The sequence below is a fragment of the Agrobacterium sp. ST15.13.015 genome (assembly GCF_027871645.1).
GTDB lineage: Bacteria > Pseudomonadota > Alphaproteobacteria > Rhizobiales > Rhizobiaceae > Agrobacterium > Agrobacterium leguminum.
This window is the reverse complement of the sequence record NZ_JAQAHF010000014.1, coordinates 1-19303: the sequence shown is the minus strand read 5'-3', so window position 1 is coordinate 19303 and position 19303 is coordinate 1. Positions and strand designations below refer to the sequence as shown.

Genomic DNA, 19303 nt, shown 5'->3' with positions numbered 1-19303 from the left:
GCTATCAGCCCAGAAGCTCGAACGCGCTTTCTGCCACAAGCTTGCCGTTGATCGTCAGGTCGACCCTGTGGATGCCGGGATAGTGTTTGCGGGTCGTGAAATCACGTATGGCGCGGCTGATCGACAGCGCACATGTCTCGCCGGGCTGAAGTTCGATCTCTTTCCACTTGAAGACTTTTGCGGAGGCGTCGCCGCTCTTCTTCACGTAGTGCACGGCGTAGTCGATCACCAGTTTCTGCGGCCGTTTCGCCGTCGAGGTGAAAGAGGTTGCAATCCGCACCGGATTGCCGAGCGCAACCTTGTCCGGCGTAACCTGAAATGCCGTAAGGGAAATTTCCGCTTCCTCATGTGCGCCGAGATGGGCAAGCGCCGCCGCATCGCCCTTCTTGATCAATGTGCGCAGGGCCTGCCGCGTGATCCAGCGTGTATGCGGATTGTCCTTTGGCCATGTATCGATCAGCGCCAGCACGAAAGTCGGATTGTCCTTGGTGATGTCGTTCAGATGATTGGCGACGGATTTGCGCACATAAAGCGCCTCGTCGGCTTTCATCGTGTCGAGGATTGCGGTGACGGGCGAGGGATCGTCGATCAGGGGTTTGAGCTGGAACGACCATGGCAGACGCGGCCGGCAGCCTTCGCTTGCCAGCCGCCGCACATGTTCATTCGCGTGCCGTGACCATGTTTCCATCACGGCAAGGGTGCGGGCCATATCCTTTTGCAGGAAATGCCGGATGGCGAATTCCGAGGAGCCGAAGCGGGTGAAATAATGCAGCGCTTCCATGGAAAGATCGAAATCATCGAGGCCGTAGAGCGCCACATATTCCGGCAGCGAAATGGAGGCGAAACCGTTGCCGATGCCCGGCGCTGCGGCGGTCAGGATTTCGATATTGCGGGCATAGTCGCCGGGAAGTGTCGCATGCAGGCTCGTCGCCACCTGTCGCATGCGCTGCATGATGCCCAGCGCTTCGAGGTTTTCGGTGGCGAGCGCCATGAAGGCGGAAACGTCAAATGGCGGATGAACGGCCTTCGTCTCATCGGCGATATGCCGCAGTTTCTCGCGGTTAAAGATTTCCTTCAGTGCCGGTGCCGCCGCGTCGCTCATATCGCCCCTTAAAGTTCACTTTTTGTTCTTTTAGGGAATGATGCAGACGAAAGCAAGCAGGACCGAAGCAGCGAAAAAACGCTGTGGCTGATTTTGCCTGTTCTCAGATCAATAAGGCCTCTCTTCCGTCATGCCGGACTAGATCCGGCATCCAGCCGACGCGCGTCTGCGCGGCGAATAAAGTCTTTTCAGCCCAAGGACTTGTGCTGGCAGGACCCCGGCTCGAGGCCGGGGTGACGAAGGTGCAGATGCTCCGGGTTCGCCAAAAAAGCGTCAGCTCATCTGGCTGACGAATTTGGTCTCCAGATAGGCCTGAACCGCTTCCGAGCCGCCTTCCGTGCCATAACCGGAATCCTTGATGCCGCCGAAGGGGACTTCCGGAAGCGCAAGGCCGTTGTGGTTGATGGTCAGCATGCCGGCCTCCACCTGCTGGCCGAGTGCATGCGCGGTCTTGACCGAGCCGGTGAAGGCATAGGATGCAAGGCCGAAGGGCAGGCGGTTCGCCTCGGTGATGGCGTCATCGAAGCTCGAGAAGCGATTGATGATGGCGACCGGGCCGAAGGGTTCGTCATTCATGATTTTGGCGGTGGTCGGCACATTGGCGAGAACCGTCGGCTCGAAGAAATTGCCCTTGTTGCCGATGCGGCGTCCGCCGGTTTTCAGGTCTGCACCATGGGAAACGGCGTCGTTGATGAGGCCTTCCAGCGCCGGAATGCGGCGCTCATTGGCGAGCGGCCCCATGATGACGCCGTCTTCCAGCCCGTTGCCGACCTTGATGGCCTTCGTAGCTTCCACGAAACCTTCAAGGAAACGGTCGGCAACGCCGTCCTGCACGAGGAAGCGGGTGGGGGCGACACAGACCTGGCCGGCATTGCGGAACTTGGCAAGCGAGGTGACTTCGATTGCCTTGTCGATATCGGCGTCGTCAAAGATCATCACCGGCGCATGGCCGCCAAGCTCCATCGTGGCGCGCTTCATGTGCTTGCCGGCAAGCGCGGCCAGATGTTTGCCAATGGGAGTGGATCCGGTGAAGGAGATCTTGCGGATGACCGGATGCGGGATCAGATATTCCGAAATCTCGGATGGAACGCCGTAAACGAGGCCAATGACGCCCGCCGGTACGCCGGCATCCACGAAAGCGCGGATCAGTTCAGCCGGTGACGCCGGTGTTTCTTCCGGGGCCTTGACGATGATGGAGCAGCCGGTGGCAAGCGCTGCGGAAAGCTTGCGGACGATCTGGTTGATCGGGAAGTTCCACGGCGTAAACGCCGCGACGGGACCGACCGGCAGCTTGATGGCAAGCTGCGAAACGCCGGTTGCGCGCGCCGGAATGACCTGCCCATAGGTGCGGCGGGCTTCTTCGGCGAACCAGTCGATGGTATCGGCGGCGCCCATAATTTCAGTACCGGATTGCGCCAGCGGCTTGCCCTGTTCGCGGGTCATGATGTAGGCGATCTTGTCCTTGCGCTCGCGCAGGAGATCGGCCGCCGTGCGCATGATCTTCGAGCGCTCGAAAGGCGAGGTGTCGCGCCACACCCTGAAACCGCGCTCGGCGGCGGCAAGCGCCAGATCGAGGTCTTCCTTCTCGGCATGCGCAATCGCGCCGATGATCTCGTCGGTTGCCGGATCGGACACGGCGATCGTCTTGCCGGAAACGGCGTCTCGCCATTCGCCATCAATGAGAAGTTTGATGTCGGGATAGGTGTGCATAGGGGCTACCTTCATGATGCGGCCAATTCGGCGAAATGCCGTCCGGCCCTGAGACGTGAACAGAATTTTCCTGGCCGGACGATATCCGGCATCGCGGCTTTCGCTGCGCGGAACATGTGTCTGGATATTTCCGACGGGGGCTTCTGGAATTGTCGGAAACGGAAACGACAGCCTTTATATTAAGGTCCGGGCGGTACGTTTCAACCGTGTGCTCCGGCAATCGCCATGATTTTTCCGTGACGTGGAATTTGCCATTCGTCATTTCAATCCGGCACGCGGACGGGGCGTCGCTTATCCGGCTGCCGCAGGCGAATCAGATGCAGCGGCGCGACGACGGAAAGGCTCTCGCCACAATTCGGCCTTTGTCGCACCTGACGAATTATCGGGAGGGGTCTCCGCAGCTTGCCGCTTGTGTCATAATGGGACGCGTGGCCTGAAAAAATACAATAAGACGGAAAACTTATCCAAAGGGTTTACTCAAAACCTAGAGAAAATACGGATAAAATCTCACTAAGGATATAACATCCATTCCTGATATATATTGCTAGCGTCGGTTCCCTTGACCTTCAAAGGTTGGTGAAAACCCTCGACCTGAACGTTATCGATGGAGAAAAAGTATGAGTTTCGCCCGGGTACTTCTCAGTGCGTTCTTGTCGCTCGCGTGGCTTTCCTGTGCCGAAGCCGGCGAAATTGCCAAACCGCAAGGAAAACCGATATTAACCATATCCGGAAACATCGCCAATACGAATGGCGAGGGTGCCGCGGTATTTGATCGTGACATGCTGGAAGCGCTCGGCATGGTGACGGTGGAGACGACGACGCCCTGGCATGATGGCCGCGTCCGTTTCGATGGTGTTTCGCTGGCAAAATTGATGGATGTCGTCGGCGCAAAGGGCACCAGCGTCACGGCAGTCGCTCTCAACGATTATGTCAGCACGATACCGATTGAAGATTTTAAGAAATTTAACGTTATCCTGGCGATCAAGCTGGATGGCAATTACATGACAGTTCGCGAAAAGGGCCCGTTGTTCGTCATCTATCCCTATGACAGCGATCCGGAGCTGCAGAAGCAGACCTATTATTCGCGGTCCGCATGGCAAGTTGCCAAACTGATAGTGGAATAAAGGTGCCGTTTGCGAAAACTTGTGGCGGTGATCATCTGTTGCTTCGTCCTGGCAACGGGCTATATCGCTTTCGTCATTGCCGAGCGGCAGACCGCTCTGCAGAAATTCGCCCGCTACAATGACTCCTGGGCAGTCAGCCAGACCGTAGCCGAATATCTGCGCCTCCAGAACAAGCTGGCCGTGTTCGCGCTCAATCCCGGCAGGATCGACCGGGATGAGCTGCAACTGCGCCTGGACATCATGCTGAGCCGCCTCGAGCTTTTAAAGCAGGGCAATCTCGGGGCCTTCATCAATGAAAAACAGCAGTGGCGGGATCTCGTAACCCGCCTCGATGCCGTTCTCGCCCGTCTCGAGCAGCGGGTGAACACCCTCGATCCGGCCGAGGTTCCGGATCTGCTGGCGACGATGAGCGCGCTCGACGCGCCGATGACGACGCTTGCCTCGTCTTCCGTCGCTTATGACGTCAATCTGATCGATACGGCCCATGAGGATGTGCGCAAGCTGCATATCGTCTATACCGCGCTGGCGGGCGGCCTGATCCTGTGTGGTATCGCGCTCGTCATATTGCTGCTTCGCCAGAATGATCTCCTGAACCGCGCGCAGAAAAGCATGCGCGGCCTGACGGACGATCTGCGTGCCGCGACGCTGGAATTGCAGGCTAAAAATGTTCGGCTCGAACACGACGCCTATCACGACGCGCTGACGGGACTGCCGAACCGCGCGCTGTTCCGGCAGGAACTGATCGAAAGGTTGCGCCGATCCTTCGGCGGGACGGGAACGACAGCCATCCTCCTGCTCGATCTCGACGGGTTCAAGGACGTCAACGATACGCTCGGCCACGATGCCGGTGATGCGCTGCTTCAGGCCGTGGCGCAGCGGCTTTCGGGAATCGGCGGCGATTATGACATGGTCTGCCGTCTGGGCGGCGACGAATTTGCCGTCGTATCCGACGATCTGAACGAGGATGCCGCCCGCCGTCTTGCCACCAAGCTCATCGACCAGATCAGCCGCACCTACCAGCTGGGCGAGCAGGAGGTCAAAATCGGCACCTGCATCGGCATCGCCATATCGCACGGCGCCGTCGACGCGGATGAATTGTTCAAGCGCGCGGATCTGGCGCTTTATGAGGCGAAAGCCATCGGCCCCGGCCGGGCGAGCGTTTTCAAGGTCCGCATGCAGAAGCAGCTGACCGAGAAAAAGTCCTTCGAGGCCGATCTGCAGACCGCGTTGCAGAACGACGAGATGGAAGTCTATTACCAGCCGCAGGTGGCGACCCAGACACGCAAGCTTTGCGGCTTCGAGGCGTTGCTGCGCTGGAAACATCCGGTGCGTGGCGATGTGCCGCCCAGTGTGTTCATTCCCGTTGCGGAAAGAACCGGTCTCATCCATTCGCTCGGAAAATGGGTGATGGAGACCGCCTGCCGCGAGGCGATGGGCTGGGACGAGGACATGAAGGTGGCGGTCAATCTGTCGCCGGTTCAGTTCCACAGTACCAACCTCATCCAGAACGTCATGGGCGCGCTTGAGAAAAGCGGGCTGGAACCGAGCCGGCTCGAGCTTGAAATCACTGAATCGATCCTGCTCAACAAGAGCGACCAGACGATCAACACGCTGTCGCGCCTGAAGGCCGTGGGCATCCAGATCGCCATGGATGATTTCGGGACAGGTTATTCATCGCTCGCCAATTTGCGCGGCGTGCCCTTCGACAAGATCAAGATCGACCGCTCGTTCCTGCGCGATATCACCAGCGACCGCGACGCGCTGGCGATCGTGGAATTCGTGGTCGGTGTCGGCCGCAGTCTGCGGATGACGACGATTGCGGAAGGTATCGAGACGGAAGAGCAATATGAATGCGTCAGGCGTCTGGGCTGCGATCAGGTTCAGGGATATCTGATCAGCAGACCGTTGCCGGCCAAGGAGCTTGTGGCCTGGAGTTCCGTCTGAGACGCGCCTGTTTTGGCGCCGACCGTATCTTGAATTTTTTACCACGTCATAGCGTTGCTTGCGAAAACCGATACCGGTTGCCGCAACGATGCTGTAGAGCATTCCCGGTCGATATGGGATCATTGCGACAAAGCGGCCGGGTTTTGCGAAAAGGCTTGAGACATGGAAATACTGGACGTGCATGGAGTTGCCCTTCCCCTCTCTTCCGATGAGGTGTCGCCGGTCATCTGGCAGGCGCTGACCGACGGCAGCTATGAGGCGAAAGAGGCCCGCAGCGTCCTGAAAGCCATCAAGCCCGGCGATCGCGTACTGGAGCTTGGCTCCGGTATCGGGATCATCACCTCGATCATCGCCGGCATCGAGGATGTTTCCGTCTGGGCTTTCGAGGCCAACCCCTCCACCGCCGCGCTGGCAGAGCGGGTGATCAACGCCAATTGCCGCGGCAATGTCGTGTTTTCACAGGGGCTTCTCACCGCCGATGAGCCGAGCTCCTATCCTTTTTACGTCCGCAGGGATCTCTGGATGTCGTCCATGGACGAAAATCAGGGGCCTTATGAAAAACGCATCGAAATTTCTTCCGCCAATATCGATGAATTTATCGCCAGCCGGGGCATTACCGCGCTCGTGATGGATATCGAGGGTGCGGAACGCGATCTGCTCGGCAGGGCCGATCTGACCGGCGTGGAGCGGATATTCGTGGAACTGCACGACCATCTTTACGGTCTCGCCGGGGTTCGCGATATCATGCAGGCGCTGACTGCCAAGGGATATGCCTATGATCCGCGCGGTTCACGCGGGCCATGTGTCCTGTTCTCGAAGGACGAGAGCCCGAGGGAATACGATCCCGAGGTGGACTGAGGCCGCGCCGAATTCACGGGAACCGTCCTCCGCTCATTCCCGTTCTCACATTTGCATGAGGGCGCGGAGCGGGTCGACACGTGTGCCGGAATGGTATGCGGGTCGAGAAGATAATTTCATAAACAGCAATTCATTCCCAATTATTGTTGCAATTGTTGCAACCGTTATCCTGCGTCATTATCCCTCCATCAAACCGGCGCACAACAGGCTGTGCCGCAGATGCCAACGCAACCGAAGGAGTAAAGATCATGGGCTTTGTTAAGACGACAGACGGAACCGAAATCTTCTACAAGGACTGGGGCCCGAAAGATGCCCAGCCGATCATGTTCCACCATGGCTGGCCGCTCTCCTCCGATGACTGGGATGCGCAGATGCTGTTCTTCGTTTCCAAGGGTTTTCGCGTCGTCGCCCATGACCGCCGTGGCCACGGCCGTTCCGCCCAGGTTGCCGACGGTCATGACATGGATCACTACGCCGCCGACGCCTTTGCTGTCGTTGAGGCCCTCGATCTGAAGAATGCCGTCCATATCGGCCACTCCACCGGTGGCGGCGAAGTCGCCCGTTATGTCGCAAAACATGGCGAACCCGCCGGCCGTGTCGCCAAGGCAGTTCTCGTTTCCGCCGTGCCGCCGCTGATGCTCAAGACCGAGGCCAATCCGGAAGGTCTGCCGATGGAGGTTTTTGACGGCTTCCGCTCGTCGCTCGCCGCAAACCGCGCGCAGTTCTTCCGCGATGTGCCGGCCGGCCCGTTCTATGGCTTCAACCGCGATGGCGCGACCGTTCATGAAGGCGTTATCCAGAACTGGTGGCGTCAGGGCATGATGGGCGGCGCAAAGGCCCATTATGACGGTATCAAGGCCTTCTCGGAAACCGACCAGACCGAAGACCTGAAGAATATCAGCGTTCCTACACTGGTGCTGCATGGCGAAGACGACCAGATCGTGCCGATTGCCGACTCCGCGCTGAAATCGGTTAAGCTGTTGAAAAACGGCACGCTGAAGACCTATCCCGGCTTCTCGCACGGTATGCTCACCGTCAATGCCGATGTGCTGAACGCCGATCTTCTGGCCTTCATCAAGGGCTGATCCTTCTGCAAAATCAAAATGCGGCCGAGCGTTCGGCCGCATTTTGCGTTTCGCATCAAGCCATGTGGCCTCGCCAGGCATTGCGGTAAGAGGAGAGGCCGGGAATGTCGTGTGGCGTGAAATGGCGCTCGCGACCGGCAAGCGGCTTGATGCCGGTGAGCAGGGCCGCACCGGCGCTGGTGCCCGTCGACCCTTCGACCGCCGTTACTTCGGTCTTTGCAAAGCCGGCCAGCGCCTTCAGATAAAGGGTGTTGCTGGCGAAGGGGCCTTCCACAAGGATCGGACCTTTCCGCCCGATGAGCGAGAGGCTGCATTCCGTCATCAGGGCGAGATAAAGCGACGCCGCTGCGTGCCGTTCCGCGGCCGTGGCCGTGGCTTCGCCGATCCAGCGCGCCGCCTTGTCCGGAAATGGGCCGGAGCCGCTGACGACGCTCGGCAGCAGCATCATGCCATTGGCAATCACGCCGCCGAGAGCCGCGTCCATCGCTTCGTCTTTCACGGCCCCGAATTGCTGCGCCAGCATTTCGTACTCCCTGCCGCCCATGAAGCGGGACGAGGGAACCGGACGGCCGAAAGCATCGACATTCAGGAGTGTATCACGGGTGGGATCGAGCGAACCCGCCGAGCCGCCGATGGCGAAATTCACCACCCAGGTGCCGGTGGAGACGACCGAAAAATCACCGTCCCGGCGCAGAAGATGCGGCAGGAGCGATGCGTTGGAATCGTGGATGCCACAATAGACCGGCATATGCGGCGAAAGACCGGTTTCCAGCGCAATCGACGGGCGAATTGTTCCCAGCACATCGAAAGCGGAGCGGACCGGCGCCATCAAATGTTCGATATCGAGATGCGCGACGAGCGAGGAGAAACTCTTCCGCCGCGGGTTCCAGAGATCCGTATGGCAGCCAAGCGAGGTCGTTTCCGTGGCCTGAATGCCCGTCAGCCGTCCCGCCCAATATTGCGCATAGGTGACGATGCTGCGCACTCTGGAGAAATCGTCCGGAAAGGCCGCTTTCTGGAAATGGATTTGCGCGCCGAGGTTCAACCCGACGGGAAGCTGCGGTGAGCCGGTCTCGGCAAAATCGGGCCTGATGCCGCGATAGGCTTCTTCAATGGCGGCGGGATAGCCGTGTTCATAATCGAGCACCGGCATGGCGAGATCGCCGTTCGCATCTAGAAGCGCTGCAGAAGCGCCATGGGTGGTGATCGAAATCGCATCGAAACCGGGCTTCTGGCCGAAACGCTGAAGCGCGGAGAGAATGAAGCGCCAAAGCATCTCCACATCGTAATGCGGATAAATTCCATCGCGAAGGACGGGGTTCGCCTGTTTCTCAGCGGCAATCTCCTCGCCGCTGCCGGTGTCGATGACGACGACCTTGGCATTGGTCTTGCCGATATCGATGACCGCGACGCGGCCCGGTCTGATGCTCTCGCTCATGGCAGATGGAACACCGTCACCAGATCTTTTGCGACCGGCGAATTATCGACATTGCTCTCCATGATGTCGGCCATATGCGCCCACCACTTCTTCATCACGGGATGGTCGGGCAAGGCCGCCATGCCGTGGTTCTTCGGGCGCGTCAACACGCCGAACAGGATGTTAGTTTCCGGGTCGAGATGGATGGAGTAATCGCTCACACCCGCGTCGCGCAGCAGCGCCACCAGTTCCGGCCATATCTCGTCATGTCGCTTTTTATATTCGGCCTCTTTTCCGGCAAAGAGTTTCATCTTGAAGGCGTGTTTTTCAAGTTCCGGCATGGCTTAACTTCTCATGGCGCGAAGGCGACGGACAACGATGGGGATGGCGATGGTTACGATGAGCAGCAGACCGACAAAGATCGACATGACGATGCCCGGCACATTCAGAAGACCGAGCCCGAAGGTGACGAGGCCCATGACGAAAGCGGCAATGACGACGCCTGCGATGGTGCCGGAGCCGCCGAGAATGGAGACGCCGCCCAGCACCACCATTGTCACCACCTCAAGCTCCCAACCTTGAGCGATGGACGGGCGGGTGGAGCCGAGCCGCGATGTGAGGCAGACGGCGGCGATGCCGCTCATCAGGCCGGTGAGCAGGAACAGGATGAACTTCACCCGCTCGACGGGTATGCCGGAGAAACGGGCGGCGAAGGGGTTGTTGCCTATCACATAGACCTGCCGGCCGAAATTGGTGGCGTGGAGCAGAATGGCGAAGAGGATCGCCATGGCGATGAACAGCACGAATTCGAAAGAAATCACCCAGAAAACGTAACCCTGACCGAAATAGGCAAAATCGGCGGGATATTTGCCATAGGCCTGATCGCCCAGCACCATGTAGGAAATGCCGCGAAACAGGCTCATCGTGCCGATGGTGACGACGATGGACGGCAGCTTCAGCCCTGCGACCAGAAAGCCGTTGAAGGCCCCGCACAATAGCCCGGTGCCGATGCCGATGGCGACGAGGCCGGGCGTGCCGATCCCCATCTGAACTGCCGCACCCATGGCGGTGGAAGCGAGCGCGATGATGGCGGCGACGGAAAGATCGATTTCACCGGCGATGATCAACAGCGCCATGGCGAAGGCGATGATCGCCTTTTCCGTGAAGTTGAAGGTCGCGTCCGACAGGTTCCAGGCATTGAGAAAATAGGGCGAGGCCAGCGAATTGGCGATGAAGATGAGGATCGCAACACCAAGCAGCAGCACTTCCCAACTGGCCATGATGCGGCGTATCGGCGTGCCGAGCTTGTCTGGAATGATGCGCGGATTCTGCGCTGGTTGAGGCGTCGTGCTCATGCTGCGGCCTCCCTGGCCTGATCGCTTGCTGCGCGGTCACGCAGGATGATACGGCCTTTTCGCGCTTCGGCGCGGGCGTTGAAGACGACGGCGAGCACGATGACAACGCCGGAAATCGCCATCTGCGCGAAGGGCGAAATGCCGATGACGGGCAGGGCGTTCTTGATGACGCCGAGGAACAGCGCGCCGAGCACCGCACCCGCCACCGATCCGATGCCGCCGGCAATCGAGATGCCGCCGATCACATTTGCCGCCACGCTGTCCAGTTCGAAGCCGGCGGCGATGTCGACATAGGCAACCGCATAACGCGACACCCAGAGATAGCTGGCGAGACCGGCGAGCGCGCCCGAGAGCACGAAGGCGAAGAAGCGCGTCCGGCCGACATCGATGCCCGCATAGACGGCGGCACTCGGATTACCGCCCGACGCATAGGCGGAACGGCCGAAGGAGGTGCGGCTGAGCACCAGCCAGGCGCCGGCGATGATGAGGATCGCCACCCATGAAAGCACCGGCATGCCGAGGATCATGGTGCGCGGCACATTGAGGAAGGTCGGCGAAAGCTGGTGCGCATTCACCCAACCGCCGCCGGACAGAACGAAGGCCATGCCGCGATAAATGGTAAGCGTGCCGAGCGTGACGACGATGGGCGGAATGCCTAGCCACCAGACCAGCACGCCGTTGAGCGAGCCGAGAAATGCGCCGATGCCGACCGCCATGGCGATGAGAAGCGGCAGGGGAATTCCCGGAAAGGCGGCATTGGTCATCGCCACCGCCATGCCGGTGAAGGCGAGATTGGCGGCAACCGAAAGATCGATGGATTTGGTGAGAATGACCGCCATCTGGCCAAGCGCCAGAATGATGAGGATGGAGGTATCGTTGAAGATATTGACGAGATTGCCGGGCCGGCTGAAACCGGGCGCGCGCAGCGCAAAACCGGCGATCATGATGACGATGATGCCCGCCAGCAGCCATTCGCGATTTTTAAGTAGACGTTGCATGGTTTTGCCCCTCTCAGGCATTGCCGGTGGCGGCGCGCACCAGCTTTTCCGGAGAAAAATCGGCGCGTTCGAACTGGCCCGCCATCAGGCCTTCGCGCATGACGATGGCGCGGTCGGACATGCCGAGGATTTCGGGAAGTTCGGATGAAATCATGATGATGGAAAGCCCTTCCGCCGCAAGCTCGCTGATGAAACCGTGCACGGCGGCCTTGGAGCCGATATCGATTCCCTTGGTGGGTTCATCGAGAATGATGACCTTCGGCTGGGTGGCGAGCCACTTGCCGATCACCACCTTCTGCTGGTTGCCGCCTGAAAGCGTGCCGACCGGCACCGAAAGGGCGGCCGCGCGCAGATCGAGCCGTGAGGCATATTTGCGCGCCAGCGCGAATTCATTGGCGGCGGCCAGAAAGCCCTTGCGCGACGTGCGCGTGAGCGATGGCAGCGACATGTTCTGGTAGATCGGCATATCCAGCGCCAGCCCGTGGCGGCCGCGCTCCTCCGGCACATAAACGATGCCGGCGCGGATCGCGTCTTCCGGCGAGCGGATGGAAAGCGGCTGGCCTTCCAGCGATACCTGCCCTGAAGCCGGCCGGGTAATGCCGAACAACGACTGGCAAAGCTCGGAGCGGCCGGCGCCGATCAGCCCGTAGAGGCCGAGAATCTCGCCCTTGCGCAGTTCGAGCGAAATATCGCGGAATTCCGTCTGATGCGAATAATCGCGCACCGAAAGAACCGTCGGCCCAAGGGTGACGGCCTGCTTGGGAAAGGCGTTCGTCACGTCACGGCCGACCATCAGCCGCACGATCTCGTCCTGCGGCGTGGCGGCGAGATTGCCCGCTCCAACCATCCTGCCATCCCGGAACACGGCATAATTCTCGGCGATCTCATAGACCTCGTCGAACTTGTGGCTGATGAAGAGGATCGCCTTGCCCTGCCGCTTGAGGTTTTCGACGATGCGAAAGAGATCATCGATTTCCTTGCGAGAAAGGGCGGCCGTCGGTTCGTCCATGATGACGATGCGCGCCTCGACCGAAAGCGCGCGGGCGATGGCGACGAGATGGCGCTGGGCGATGGACAGGTCCTTCAGCCGGATCGTCGGATCGATGGTGCTTTCGAGCTGTTCCAGCAGGGTTCTGGCGCGCGTGTTGATGGTCTTCCAGTCGATCAGACCGAAACGACCTTTCGGCGCATGGCCGAGGAAGATGTTTTCGCCGACGGAAAGCTCGTCGAACAGCACGGTTTCCTGATGAATGGCGGTGACGCCGGCGTCGATGGCGTCCTGTGCGCTGTGAAAATGGACGGGCTGACCATCGAGAAGGATTTCGCCCTCGTTGGGGCGGTAAATGCCGGTGAGGATTTTGACGAGCGTGGATTTACCAGCACCGTTCTCGCCGATCAGCGCGGTGACCTTGCCGGGGTAAAGCGCGATATCGACGCCATCCAGCGCTTTGACGCCGGGGAATATCTGGCTGATGCCGCGCATTTCCAGAATGGGCGTGGCGCTGGAAGTCGCTGGTATGTCTATGTTTTGAGTTTCAGCACGCATCATTCCGTCTTACCGGTCTGTTTTGATTGAAGCGGGTAGGGGCACCCCCCTCTGCCCTGCCGGGCATCTCCCCTCAAGGGGGGAGATCGGCAAGCGGATAGCACCCTGCCTTATGGATCGAGCGGGTGCGGCACATCGATCTCCCCCCTTGAGGGGGAGATGCCCGGCAGGGCAGAGGGGGGTGCCCTCCGCACACTGCCGTCACTTCTCTAGATCAGAAAATCTTCGAGAACTGATCGATATTCTTCGCATCATAAACAAACGGATCGGCCATCGCCGCTTCGCTGTTTTCGCCAACCTTGATCTTACCCATACGACCGGCTTCGATTTCCGAACCCGGCTTGCCATCGGTTTCGCCCTTCACCAGGCGATAGGCGATCTGGGTGGCGGAGTAACCGAGGTCGATCGGGTTCCAGATGGCGAATTCCTTGGTGGCGCCCGACTTGATGGCGCCGGCCATTTCAGACGGCAGGCCAAGGCCGGTCACATAGACCTGACCGATCTTGCCCGCATCCTTCACCGCCTGCGAGGCGGCGAGAACGCCAACCGTTGTCGGCGCGACGATAACCTTCACATTCGGCTGCGAGGAAAGCAGGCCCTGCGCTTCGCGGTAGCTCTTGTCGGCCAGATCGTCACCGTAAACCGTGGTGACAAGGTTGAGGCCGGGGAAATCCTTCAGCTGCTTTTTCATCTCGTCGATCCAGATATTCTGGTTCGTGGAGGTGGTGGTGGCCGAAAGAATGGCGAAATCGCCCTTGCCGCCTTCCAGATGCGATGCGGCGAGCTGCAGGCACATCTTGCCGATCAGCGCGTTGGACGAAGGGTTGAGCTGGAGAATGCGGCCTTCCGGCGCAACACCGGAATCCCAGGAGATGACCTTGATGCCGCGCTGCGCCGCCTTTTTCAGCGCCGGAACCACGGCATCCGGGTCATTGGCGGAAATGGCGATGGCATCGACGCCCTGCGCGATCAGCGAATTGATGACTTCGATCTGGCCTTCCGCCGTGGTGCTGGTCGGACCGGTATAGATGATCTCGACGCCGCCGAGGTCCTTTGCGGCCTCCTGCGCGCCCTTGTTGGCGGCTTCGAAAAAGCCGTTGCCGAGCGATTTGACCACCAGTGCGATCTTCACATCGGCGGCCTGGGCAACGCTGCCCAGCCCTGCGACGGAGAGCGCCGCGCCAAGCGCCAGAGCGCTCGTCAATGTTCTGCGTGTAAGTTTCATGTCCCTTTTCCTCCCGTTTTGAACCTTTTTCCTCCCTCCGGTGCTCCTCAGGCGACCGAAGAAGAATCCTCTTCATCCGGTGGGGCGGCTGTCTTGCCATCCCTCACCGCGCCGACGACCAGTAGTTCGACGCCGGCATCTTCCACCATCCTCGCCGCCTCGTCGGAAATCCCGTCATCGGTAATGATGGTCGAGACATTTTCGAGCGGGCATAAAATGAGGCTGGAACGCTTTCTGAATTTCGAAGAATCGACCATCACGATAAGCTCTTCCGCCTGTCGCATCAGCTTCTGCTCGCTCTGGATCACCAGCGCATCGGATTCCATGATGCCAAGCGCTCCCACGCCCTGCGCACCGAGAAAAATCCGCCGCGCATAAAAATTGCGGATCGCATCATTCTCGAAAGGCGACAGGATAAGGCTCTGGTCGCGATAGATCGCGCCGCCCGGCACGCTGACATTGCATTTGGAATGTTTGACCAGGTGCTCGGCGATGGCGAAAGAATTGGTCATCACCTGCAGGCGGCGCGCCGCCATGTAGTGCACCATCTGGAATGTCGTCGTGCCGCCATTCAGGATGATCGCATCGCCATCGTGGCACAGATCGACCGCCTTGCGCGCAATTGCGCGTTTCTTGTCGATGTTGACCGATTCGGACACCCGGAACGGCCTGGCGGCCAGATTGCCGAGCTGCGGCGGATGCACCGCTTCCGCCCCGCCGCGCACGCGCCGCAACTTGCCCTGAACATGCAGCGAGGCGATATCCCGGCGGATCGTCGCTTCCGACGCATCCGTCAGTTCAGCAATATCCTGCACCGTCACGACAGCTTTTTCCTGTGTGGCGCTCAAGATGATGCGATGGCGTTCGCGTTCGTGCATGGGGTCCTCCTGATCGTGATTATTCGCAATCTCTTTACGTTGTCAATCAAGAACGATCAAATTAATCAATATCGCGCTGCAACATGAAAATTTGTGATCGTTTTTGATTGACATTGTGCTTTTGGATGCGCGATATCTGCCATTAAAGGAGGCGGGCCGCTATCGGCTCCGCGAATGCAGACAGATATTGGGAGGAAGACATGACGGGAAAATCCCGCCTTCTCGAAAGCCGTTGGGACGATGCCTATGCCAGAACGCTCGATGAGCCGGGCAAGCTGCTTTATCGTTCCAATCTGCTCGGTGCCGACAAGCGCATCACCAATTATGGCGGTGGAAACACATCTGCAAAGGTGCTTGAGACCGATCCGCTGACGGGCGAGAAGGTCCGCGTCATGTGGGTGAAGGGCTCCGGCGGCGATGTCGGCACCATCAAGCTCGATGGTTTTGCGACGCTTTATCTCGACAAGCTGGAAGCGCTGAAGGGCATTTACAAGGGCGTTGCGGATGAAGACCGCATGGTCGGTTTCCTGCCGCATTGTACCTTCAACCTCAATCCGCGCGCGGCTTCCATCGATACGCCGCTGCACGGTTTCGTGCCTTACGATCATGTCGACCATATGCATCCCGATGCAATCATCGCCATTGCCGCTTCGAAGAATTCGAAAGAGCTGACGCAGCAGATTTTCGGTGACGATATCGGCTGGCTGCCCTGGCGTCGCCCGGGTTTCCAGCTCGGTCTCGATCTCGAAGCTTTCGTCAAGGCCAACCCTAAGGCCAAGGGTGTCGTGCTGGAAAGCCATGGTCTCTTCACATGGGATAATGACGCCAAGGCGTGTTACGAACTGACGCTTGCCATCATCAACAAGGCGATCGAATGGTTTGCGGCCAAGACCGAAGGCAAGACGATTTTTGGCGGCGCGGTGGCGAAGAGCCTGCCCGTTGCCGAACGCCGCGCCATCGCCGCCCGGCTGATGCCGGAAATCCGTGGCCGCATCGGCCGTGAGGAACGCAAGCTCGGCCATTTCGACGATCAGGAGGCGGTTCTCGAATTCGTCAACTCGAAGGACCTGAAGCCGCTCGGCGCACTCGGCACATCCTGCCCCGATCACTTCCTGCGCACCAAAATCCGCCCACTGATCCTCGATCTCGATACGGCGAAGCCGGATGTGGACGCGCTGACGGCGGGTCTCGACAAGGCGCTTGAAGCTTACCGCGCCGATTATACCCGCTACTACGAGGCCTGCCGCCACGACAATTCGCCGAAGATGCGCGATCCGAATCCGGTGATTTTCCTGATCCCCGGCGTTGGCATGTTGTCCTTCGCCAAGGACAAGGCCACTGCCCGCATCGCCGGCGAATTTTACGTCAACGCCATCAACGTCATGCGTGGTGCTTCCACCGTGTCCGAATATCAGGGCCTGCCGGAGCAGGAGGCTTTCGATATCGAATATTGGCTGCTGGAAGAGGCAAAACTTCAGCGCATGCCGAAGCCGAAGAGCCTTGCCGGCCGGGTGGCCTTCGTCACCGGCGGTGCTGGCGGTATCGGCCGGGCGACGGCGGAAAGGCTGGCGGGCGAGGGCGCCTGCGTGGTTCTGGCGGATATTGACGAAGCGGCGCTGGAAGCCGCCAAGGCCGATTTCGTCAAGCGCTACAGCACTGACTCGGTGCGTACCGTCAAGCTTGATGTGACGAAAGAGGATGCCGTCATCGCAGCCTTCGCGGAAGCGAGCGTGGAATTCGGCGGCGTGGATATTCTCGTCTCCAATGCTGGCATAGCTTCCTCCGCGCCGGTGGAAGACACGACGCTTGCCATGTGGAACAAGAATATCGACATTCTCGCCACCGGCTATTTCCTCGTTTCGCGGGAAGCGTTCCGGCTGCTGCGGCGTCAGAATCTCGGCGGCAACGTGGTGTTCGTCGCCTCGAAAAACGGTCTCGCTTCCTCGCCCAATGCCTCCGCCTATTGCACGGCCAAGGCTGCGGAAATTCATCTGGCCCGTTGCCTCGCCCTCGAAGGAGCGGAAGCCGGCATTCGCGTTAACACCGTCAATCCCGATGCCGTGCTGCGCGGTTCTAAAATCTGGAGCGGCGAGTGGCGCGAGCAGCGCGCGGCTTCCTCGAAGATCGAAGTGACCGATCTGGAGGAACATTACCGCAAGCGTTCCATGCTGAAGCTCAATGTCTTCCCGGAAGATATCGCCGAGGCGATCTACTTCCTGGCGTCCGACGCCTCCGCCAAGTCCACCGGCAACATCATCAATGTCGATGCCGGTAATGCGCAGAGTTTTACGCGGTAGGGTGTCGGTGGATATCGACATATAAAAAGACACGATGCTTTGAGAAGTGGCGAAAGTCCCACCTTCGTCATTCCGGCCTTGAGCCGGAATCCAGCAGCCGCGCGTCTGCGCGGCGAGAGAGTCTTCTCAGCCCAAAGACTTGGGCTGGCTGGATTCCGGCTCAAGGCCGGAATGAGGGGGTGGTGGCGTCGCGGGCCGAAGCACCTGTTGTGTTCATTGCCTGGGAGGAAGAGATGACCGAGACAAAAATCGCTGCCGATGTGATCGCGGCGGAAAACGACAAGCGTGCTCACGCGCTGAAGGACGATTATCAGGCGCTGGGCAACCAGCTTGCGCGCCGCAATATCGATATCGAGGCCGTTACTGCCAAGGTCGCGGAATTTTTCGTCGCCGTGCCCTCCTGGGGCGTTGGCACCGGCGGCACCCGTTTTGCCCGTTTTCCCGGCACGGGCGAGCCGCGCGGCATTTTCGACAAGCTGGATGATTGCGCCGTCATCAACCAGCTGACACGGGCGACGCCCAACGTTTCCCTGCATATTCCGTGGGACAAGGAAGACCCGAAGCGATTGAAGGCCCATGCCGATGCGCTGGGTCTCGGCTTCGACGCCATGAATTCCAACACGTTTTCGGATGCGCCCGGCCAGAGCCATTCCTACAAATACGGTTCGCTCAGCCACACGGATGCCGCTACGCGCCGGCAGGCCGTCGAGCACAACATCGAATGCATCGAAATCGGCAATGCCATCGGCTCGAAGGCGCTGACGGTGTGGGTGGGCGATGGTTCGAACTTTCCCGGCCAGAGCAATTTCACCAAAAGTTTCGAGCGTTATCTCGCCGCCATGGCCGATATTTACAAGGCGCTGCCGGATGACTGGCGCATCTTTTCCGAACACAAGATGTACGAGCCGGCCTTCTATTCGACCGTCGTACAGGACTGGGGCACCAATTACCTCATTGCCAATACGCTCGGCGAAAAGGCCTTCTGCCTCGTCGACCTCGGCCACCATGCGCCGAACACCAATATCGAGATGATCGTCGCCCGGCTCATCCAGTTCGGCAAGCTCGGCGGTTTCCATTTCAACGACAGCAAATATGGCGATGACGATCTGGATGCCGGCTCAATCGAGCCATACCGCCTGTTCCTCGTTTTCAACGAGCTGGTGGATGCCGAATATCGCGGCGTGAAGGGTTTCCATCCCGCCCATATGATCGACCAGTCGCATAATGTGACGGACCCGATCGAAAGCCTGATCTCCAGCGCCAACGAAATCCGCCGCGCCTATGCGCAGGCGCTGCTGGTTGATCGTGCGGCCCTCGACGGCTACCAGCAGGATAATGATGCGCTGATGGCTTCCGATATGCTGAAGCGGGCCTATCGCACCGATGTGGAACCGATTCTTGCGCAGGCCCGGCAATTGGCGGGCGGCGCTATCGATCCGGTCGCGACTTATCGTGCGAGCGGCTATCGCAAGCGGGTGGCGGCGCAACGGCCTGCTTCGGTCGGCGGCAGCGGCGGTATTGTGTAAGTTCGGTGTCGCTAGAATAGAGGGAAGCTAAGGCTGACTACACACCTTGCCTCTATCTCGACGTCATCCTCGGCCTTGTGCCACTACTGTCCGGTTTAAATTTGCGGCCATTGGAAGGCCATCTGGATTTGGTTTGTGGGTTTGTCTGGTGGCGGGTCGAGAAGCCGATCGGTGCGTCGCCGGTGCATGAGGTTTGCGCGTACCAGCCTGGCGAAGGCGAGTGGGCTTGGCACGGTCT

At 59.5% G+C, this 19303-nt stretch carries 15 protein-coding genes and 1 pseudogene; 6 read left to right on the top strand and 10 right to left on the bottom strand.

Translation table 11 applies throughout. The features are described from left to right. Positions 1 to 4: 4 nt before the first annotated feature. Both PIB16_RS20345 and PIB16_RS20340 read right to left on the bottom strand, forming a co-directional pair. The gene (locus PIB16_RS20345) at positions 5 to 1102 is read right to left on the bottom strand and encodes a DNA alkylation repair protein (protein WP_271046262.1); all 1098 of its coding nucleotides are present in this window, start codon (positions 1100 to 1102) and stop codon (positions 5 to 7) included. 273 nt (positions 1103 to 1375) lie between these two features. Then, positions 1376 to 2812 (bottom strand): NAD-dependent succinate-semialdehyde dehydrogenase, encoded by a 1437-nt coding sequence (locus PIB16_RS20340; protein ID WP_271046261.1) that lies wholly within the window; start codon positions 2810 to 2812, stop codon positions 1376 to 1378. A 617-nt stretch (positions 2813 to 3429) separates the two neighbouring features. On the opposite strand from PIB16_RS20340, the gene PIB16_RS20335 reads away from it, so the two are divergent. From PIB16_RS20335 to PIB16_RS20320, 4 genes are all read left to right on the top strand, one after another. Then, a complete protein-coding gene (locus PIB16_RS20335; protein ID WP_003522565.1) occupies positions 3430 to 3936 on the top strand; it encodes a molybdopterin-dependent oxidoreductase in 507 nt (168 codons plus the stop codon). A gap of 21 nt (positions 3937 to 3957) precedes the next feature. Then, positions 3958 to 5880 carry a putative bifunctional diguanylate cyclase/phosphodiesterase gene (locus PIB16_RS20330; protein ID WP_237680911.1) on the top strand — a complete coding sequence of 641 codons (1923 nt, stop codon included), beginning with the start codon at positions 3958 to 3960 and terminating at the stop codon, positions 5878 to 5880. 162 nt (positions 5881 to 6042) lie between these two features. Continuing rightward, positions 6043 to 6738 (top strand): FkbM family methyltransferase, encoded by a 696-nt coding sequence (locus PIB16_RS20325; RefSeq protein ID WP_271046260.1) that lies wholly within the window; start codon positions 6043 to 6045, stop codon positions 6736 to 6738. A gap of 248 nt (positions 6739 to 6986) precedes the next feature. After that, entirely contained in the window at positions 6987 to 7823 is an 837-nt protein-coding gene (locus PIB16_RS20320) for an alpha/beta fold hydrolase (RefSeq protein ID WP_003522568.1), read from the top strand. Positions 7824 to 7878: 55 nt separating this feature from the next. On the opposite strand, the gene PIB16_RS20315 is transcribed toward PIB16_RS20320, so the two are convergent. The 7 genes from PIB16_RS20315 to PIB16_RS20285 form a co-directional block, all read right to left on the bottom strand. Further along, positions 7879 to 9261 carry an FGGY-family carbohydrate kinase gene (locus PIB16_RS20315; protein WP_271046259.1) on the bottom strand — a complete coding sequence of 461 codons (1383 nt, stop codon included), beginning with the start codon at positions 9259 to 9261 and terminating at the stop codon, positions 7879 to 7881. Next, positions 9258 to 9581: an L-rhamnose mutarotase gene (rhaM, locus tag PIB16_RS20310; RefSeq protein WP_271046258.1), complete on the bottom strand. Its 324-nt coding sequence runs from the start codon at positions 9579 to 9581 to the stop codon at positions 9258 to 9260. The genes PIB16_RS20315 and rhaM overlap by 4 nt, the downstream gene beginning before the upstream one ends. Positions 9582 to 9584: 3 nt before the next feature. Continuing rightward, complete coding sequence (locus PIB16_RS20305) at positions 9585 to 10595, bottom strand: ABC transporter permease (RefSeq protein WP_125144868.1); 1011 nt, start codon at positions 10593 to 10595, stop codon at positions 9585 to 9587. Then, entirely contained in the window at positions 10592 to 11593 is a 1002-nt protein-coding gene (locus tag PIB16_RS20300) for an ABC transporter permease (RefSeq protein WP_142844705.1), read from the bottom strand. Before PIB16_RS20300 ends, PIB16_RS20305 begins: the two co-directional genes overlap by 4 nt. Before the next feature lie 13 nt (positions 11594 to 11606). Further along, positions 11607 to 13142, bottom strand: a complete 1536-nt coding sequence (locus PIB16_RS20295; protein ID WP_271046257.1) for a sugar ABC transporter ATP-binding protein — start codon at positions 13140 to 13142, stop codon at positions 11607 to 11609. Positions 13143 to 13353: 211 nt separating this feature from the next. Next, on the bottom strand, positions 13354 to 14364 hold the full coding sequence (gene rhaS, locus PIB16_RS20290; protein WP_142780569.1) for a rhamnose ABC transporter substrate-binding protein: 1011 nt from the start codon (positions 14362 to 14364) through the stop codon (positions 13354 to 13356). Positions 14365 to 14411: 47 nt separating this feature from the next. Next, positions 14412 to 15242 carry a DeoR/GlpR family DNA-binding transcription regulator gene (locus tag PIB16_RS20285; protein WP_035262536.1) on the bottom strand — a complete coding sequence of 277 codons (831 nt, stop codon included), beginning with the start codon at positions 15240 to 15242 and terminating at the stop codon, positions 14412 to 14414. 200 nt (positions 15243 to 15442) lie between these two features. Here PIB16_RS20285 and PIB16_RS20280 point away from each other — a divergent pair, with 200 nt between their 5' ends. Then, positions 15443 to 17539 carry a bifunctional rhamnulose-1-phosphate aldolase/short-chain dehydrogenase gene (locus PIB16_RS20280; protein WP_271046256.1) on the top strand — a complete coding sequence of 699 codons (2097 nt, stop codon included), beginning with the start codon at positions 15443 to 15445 and terminating at the stop codon, positions 17537 to 17539. Positions 17540 to 17772: 233 nt separating this feature from the next. Further along, a complete protein-coding gene (gene rhaI, locus PIB16_RS20275) occupies positions 17773 to 19065 on the top strand; it encodes an L-rhamnose catabolism isomerase (protein ID WP_271046255.1) in 1293 nt (430 codons plus the stop codon). Between the two features lie 95 nt (positions 19066 to 19160). Here the strand turns inward: rhaI and PIB16_RS20270 are convergent. Next, positions 19161 to 19303 (bottom strand): annotated as a pseudogene (locus PIB16_RS20270) (IS4 family transposase); the annotation flags it as partial.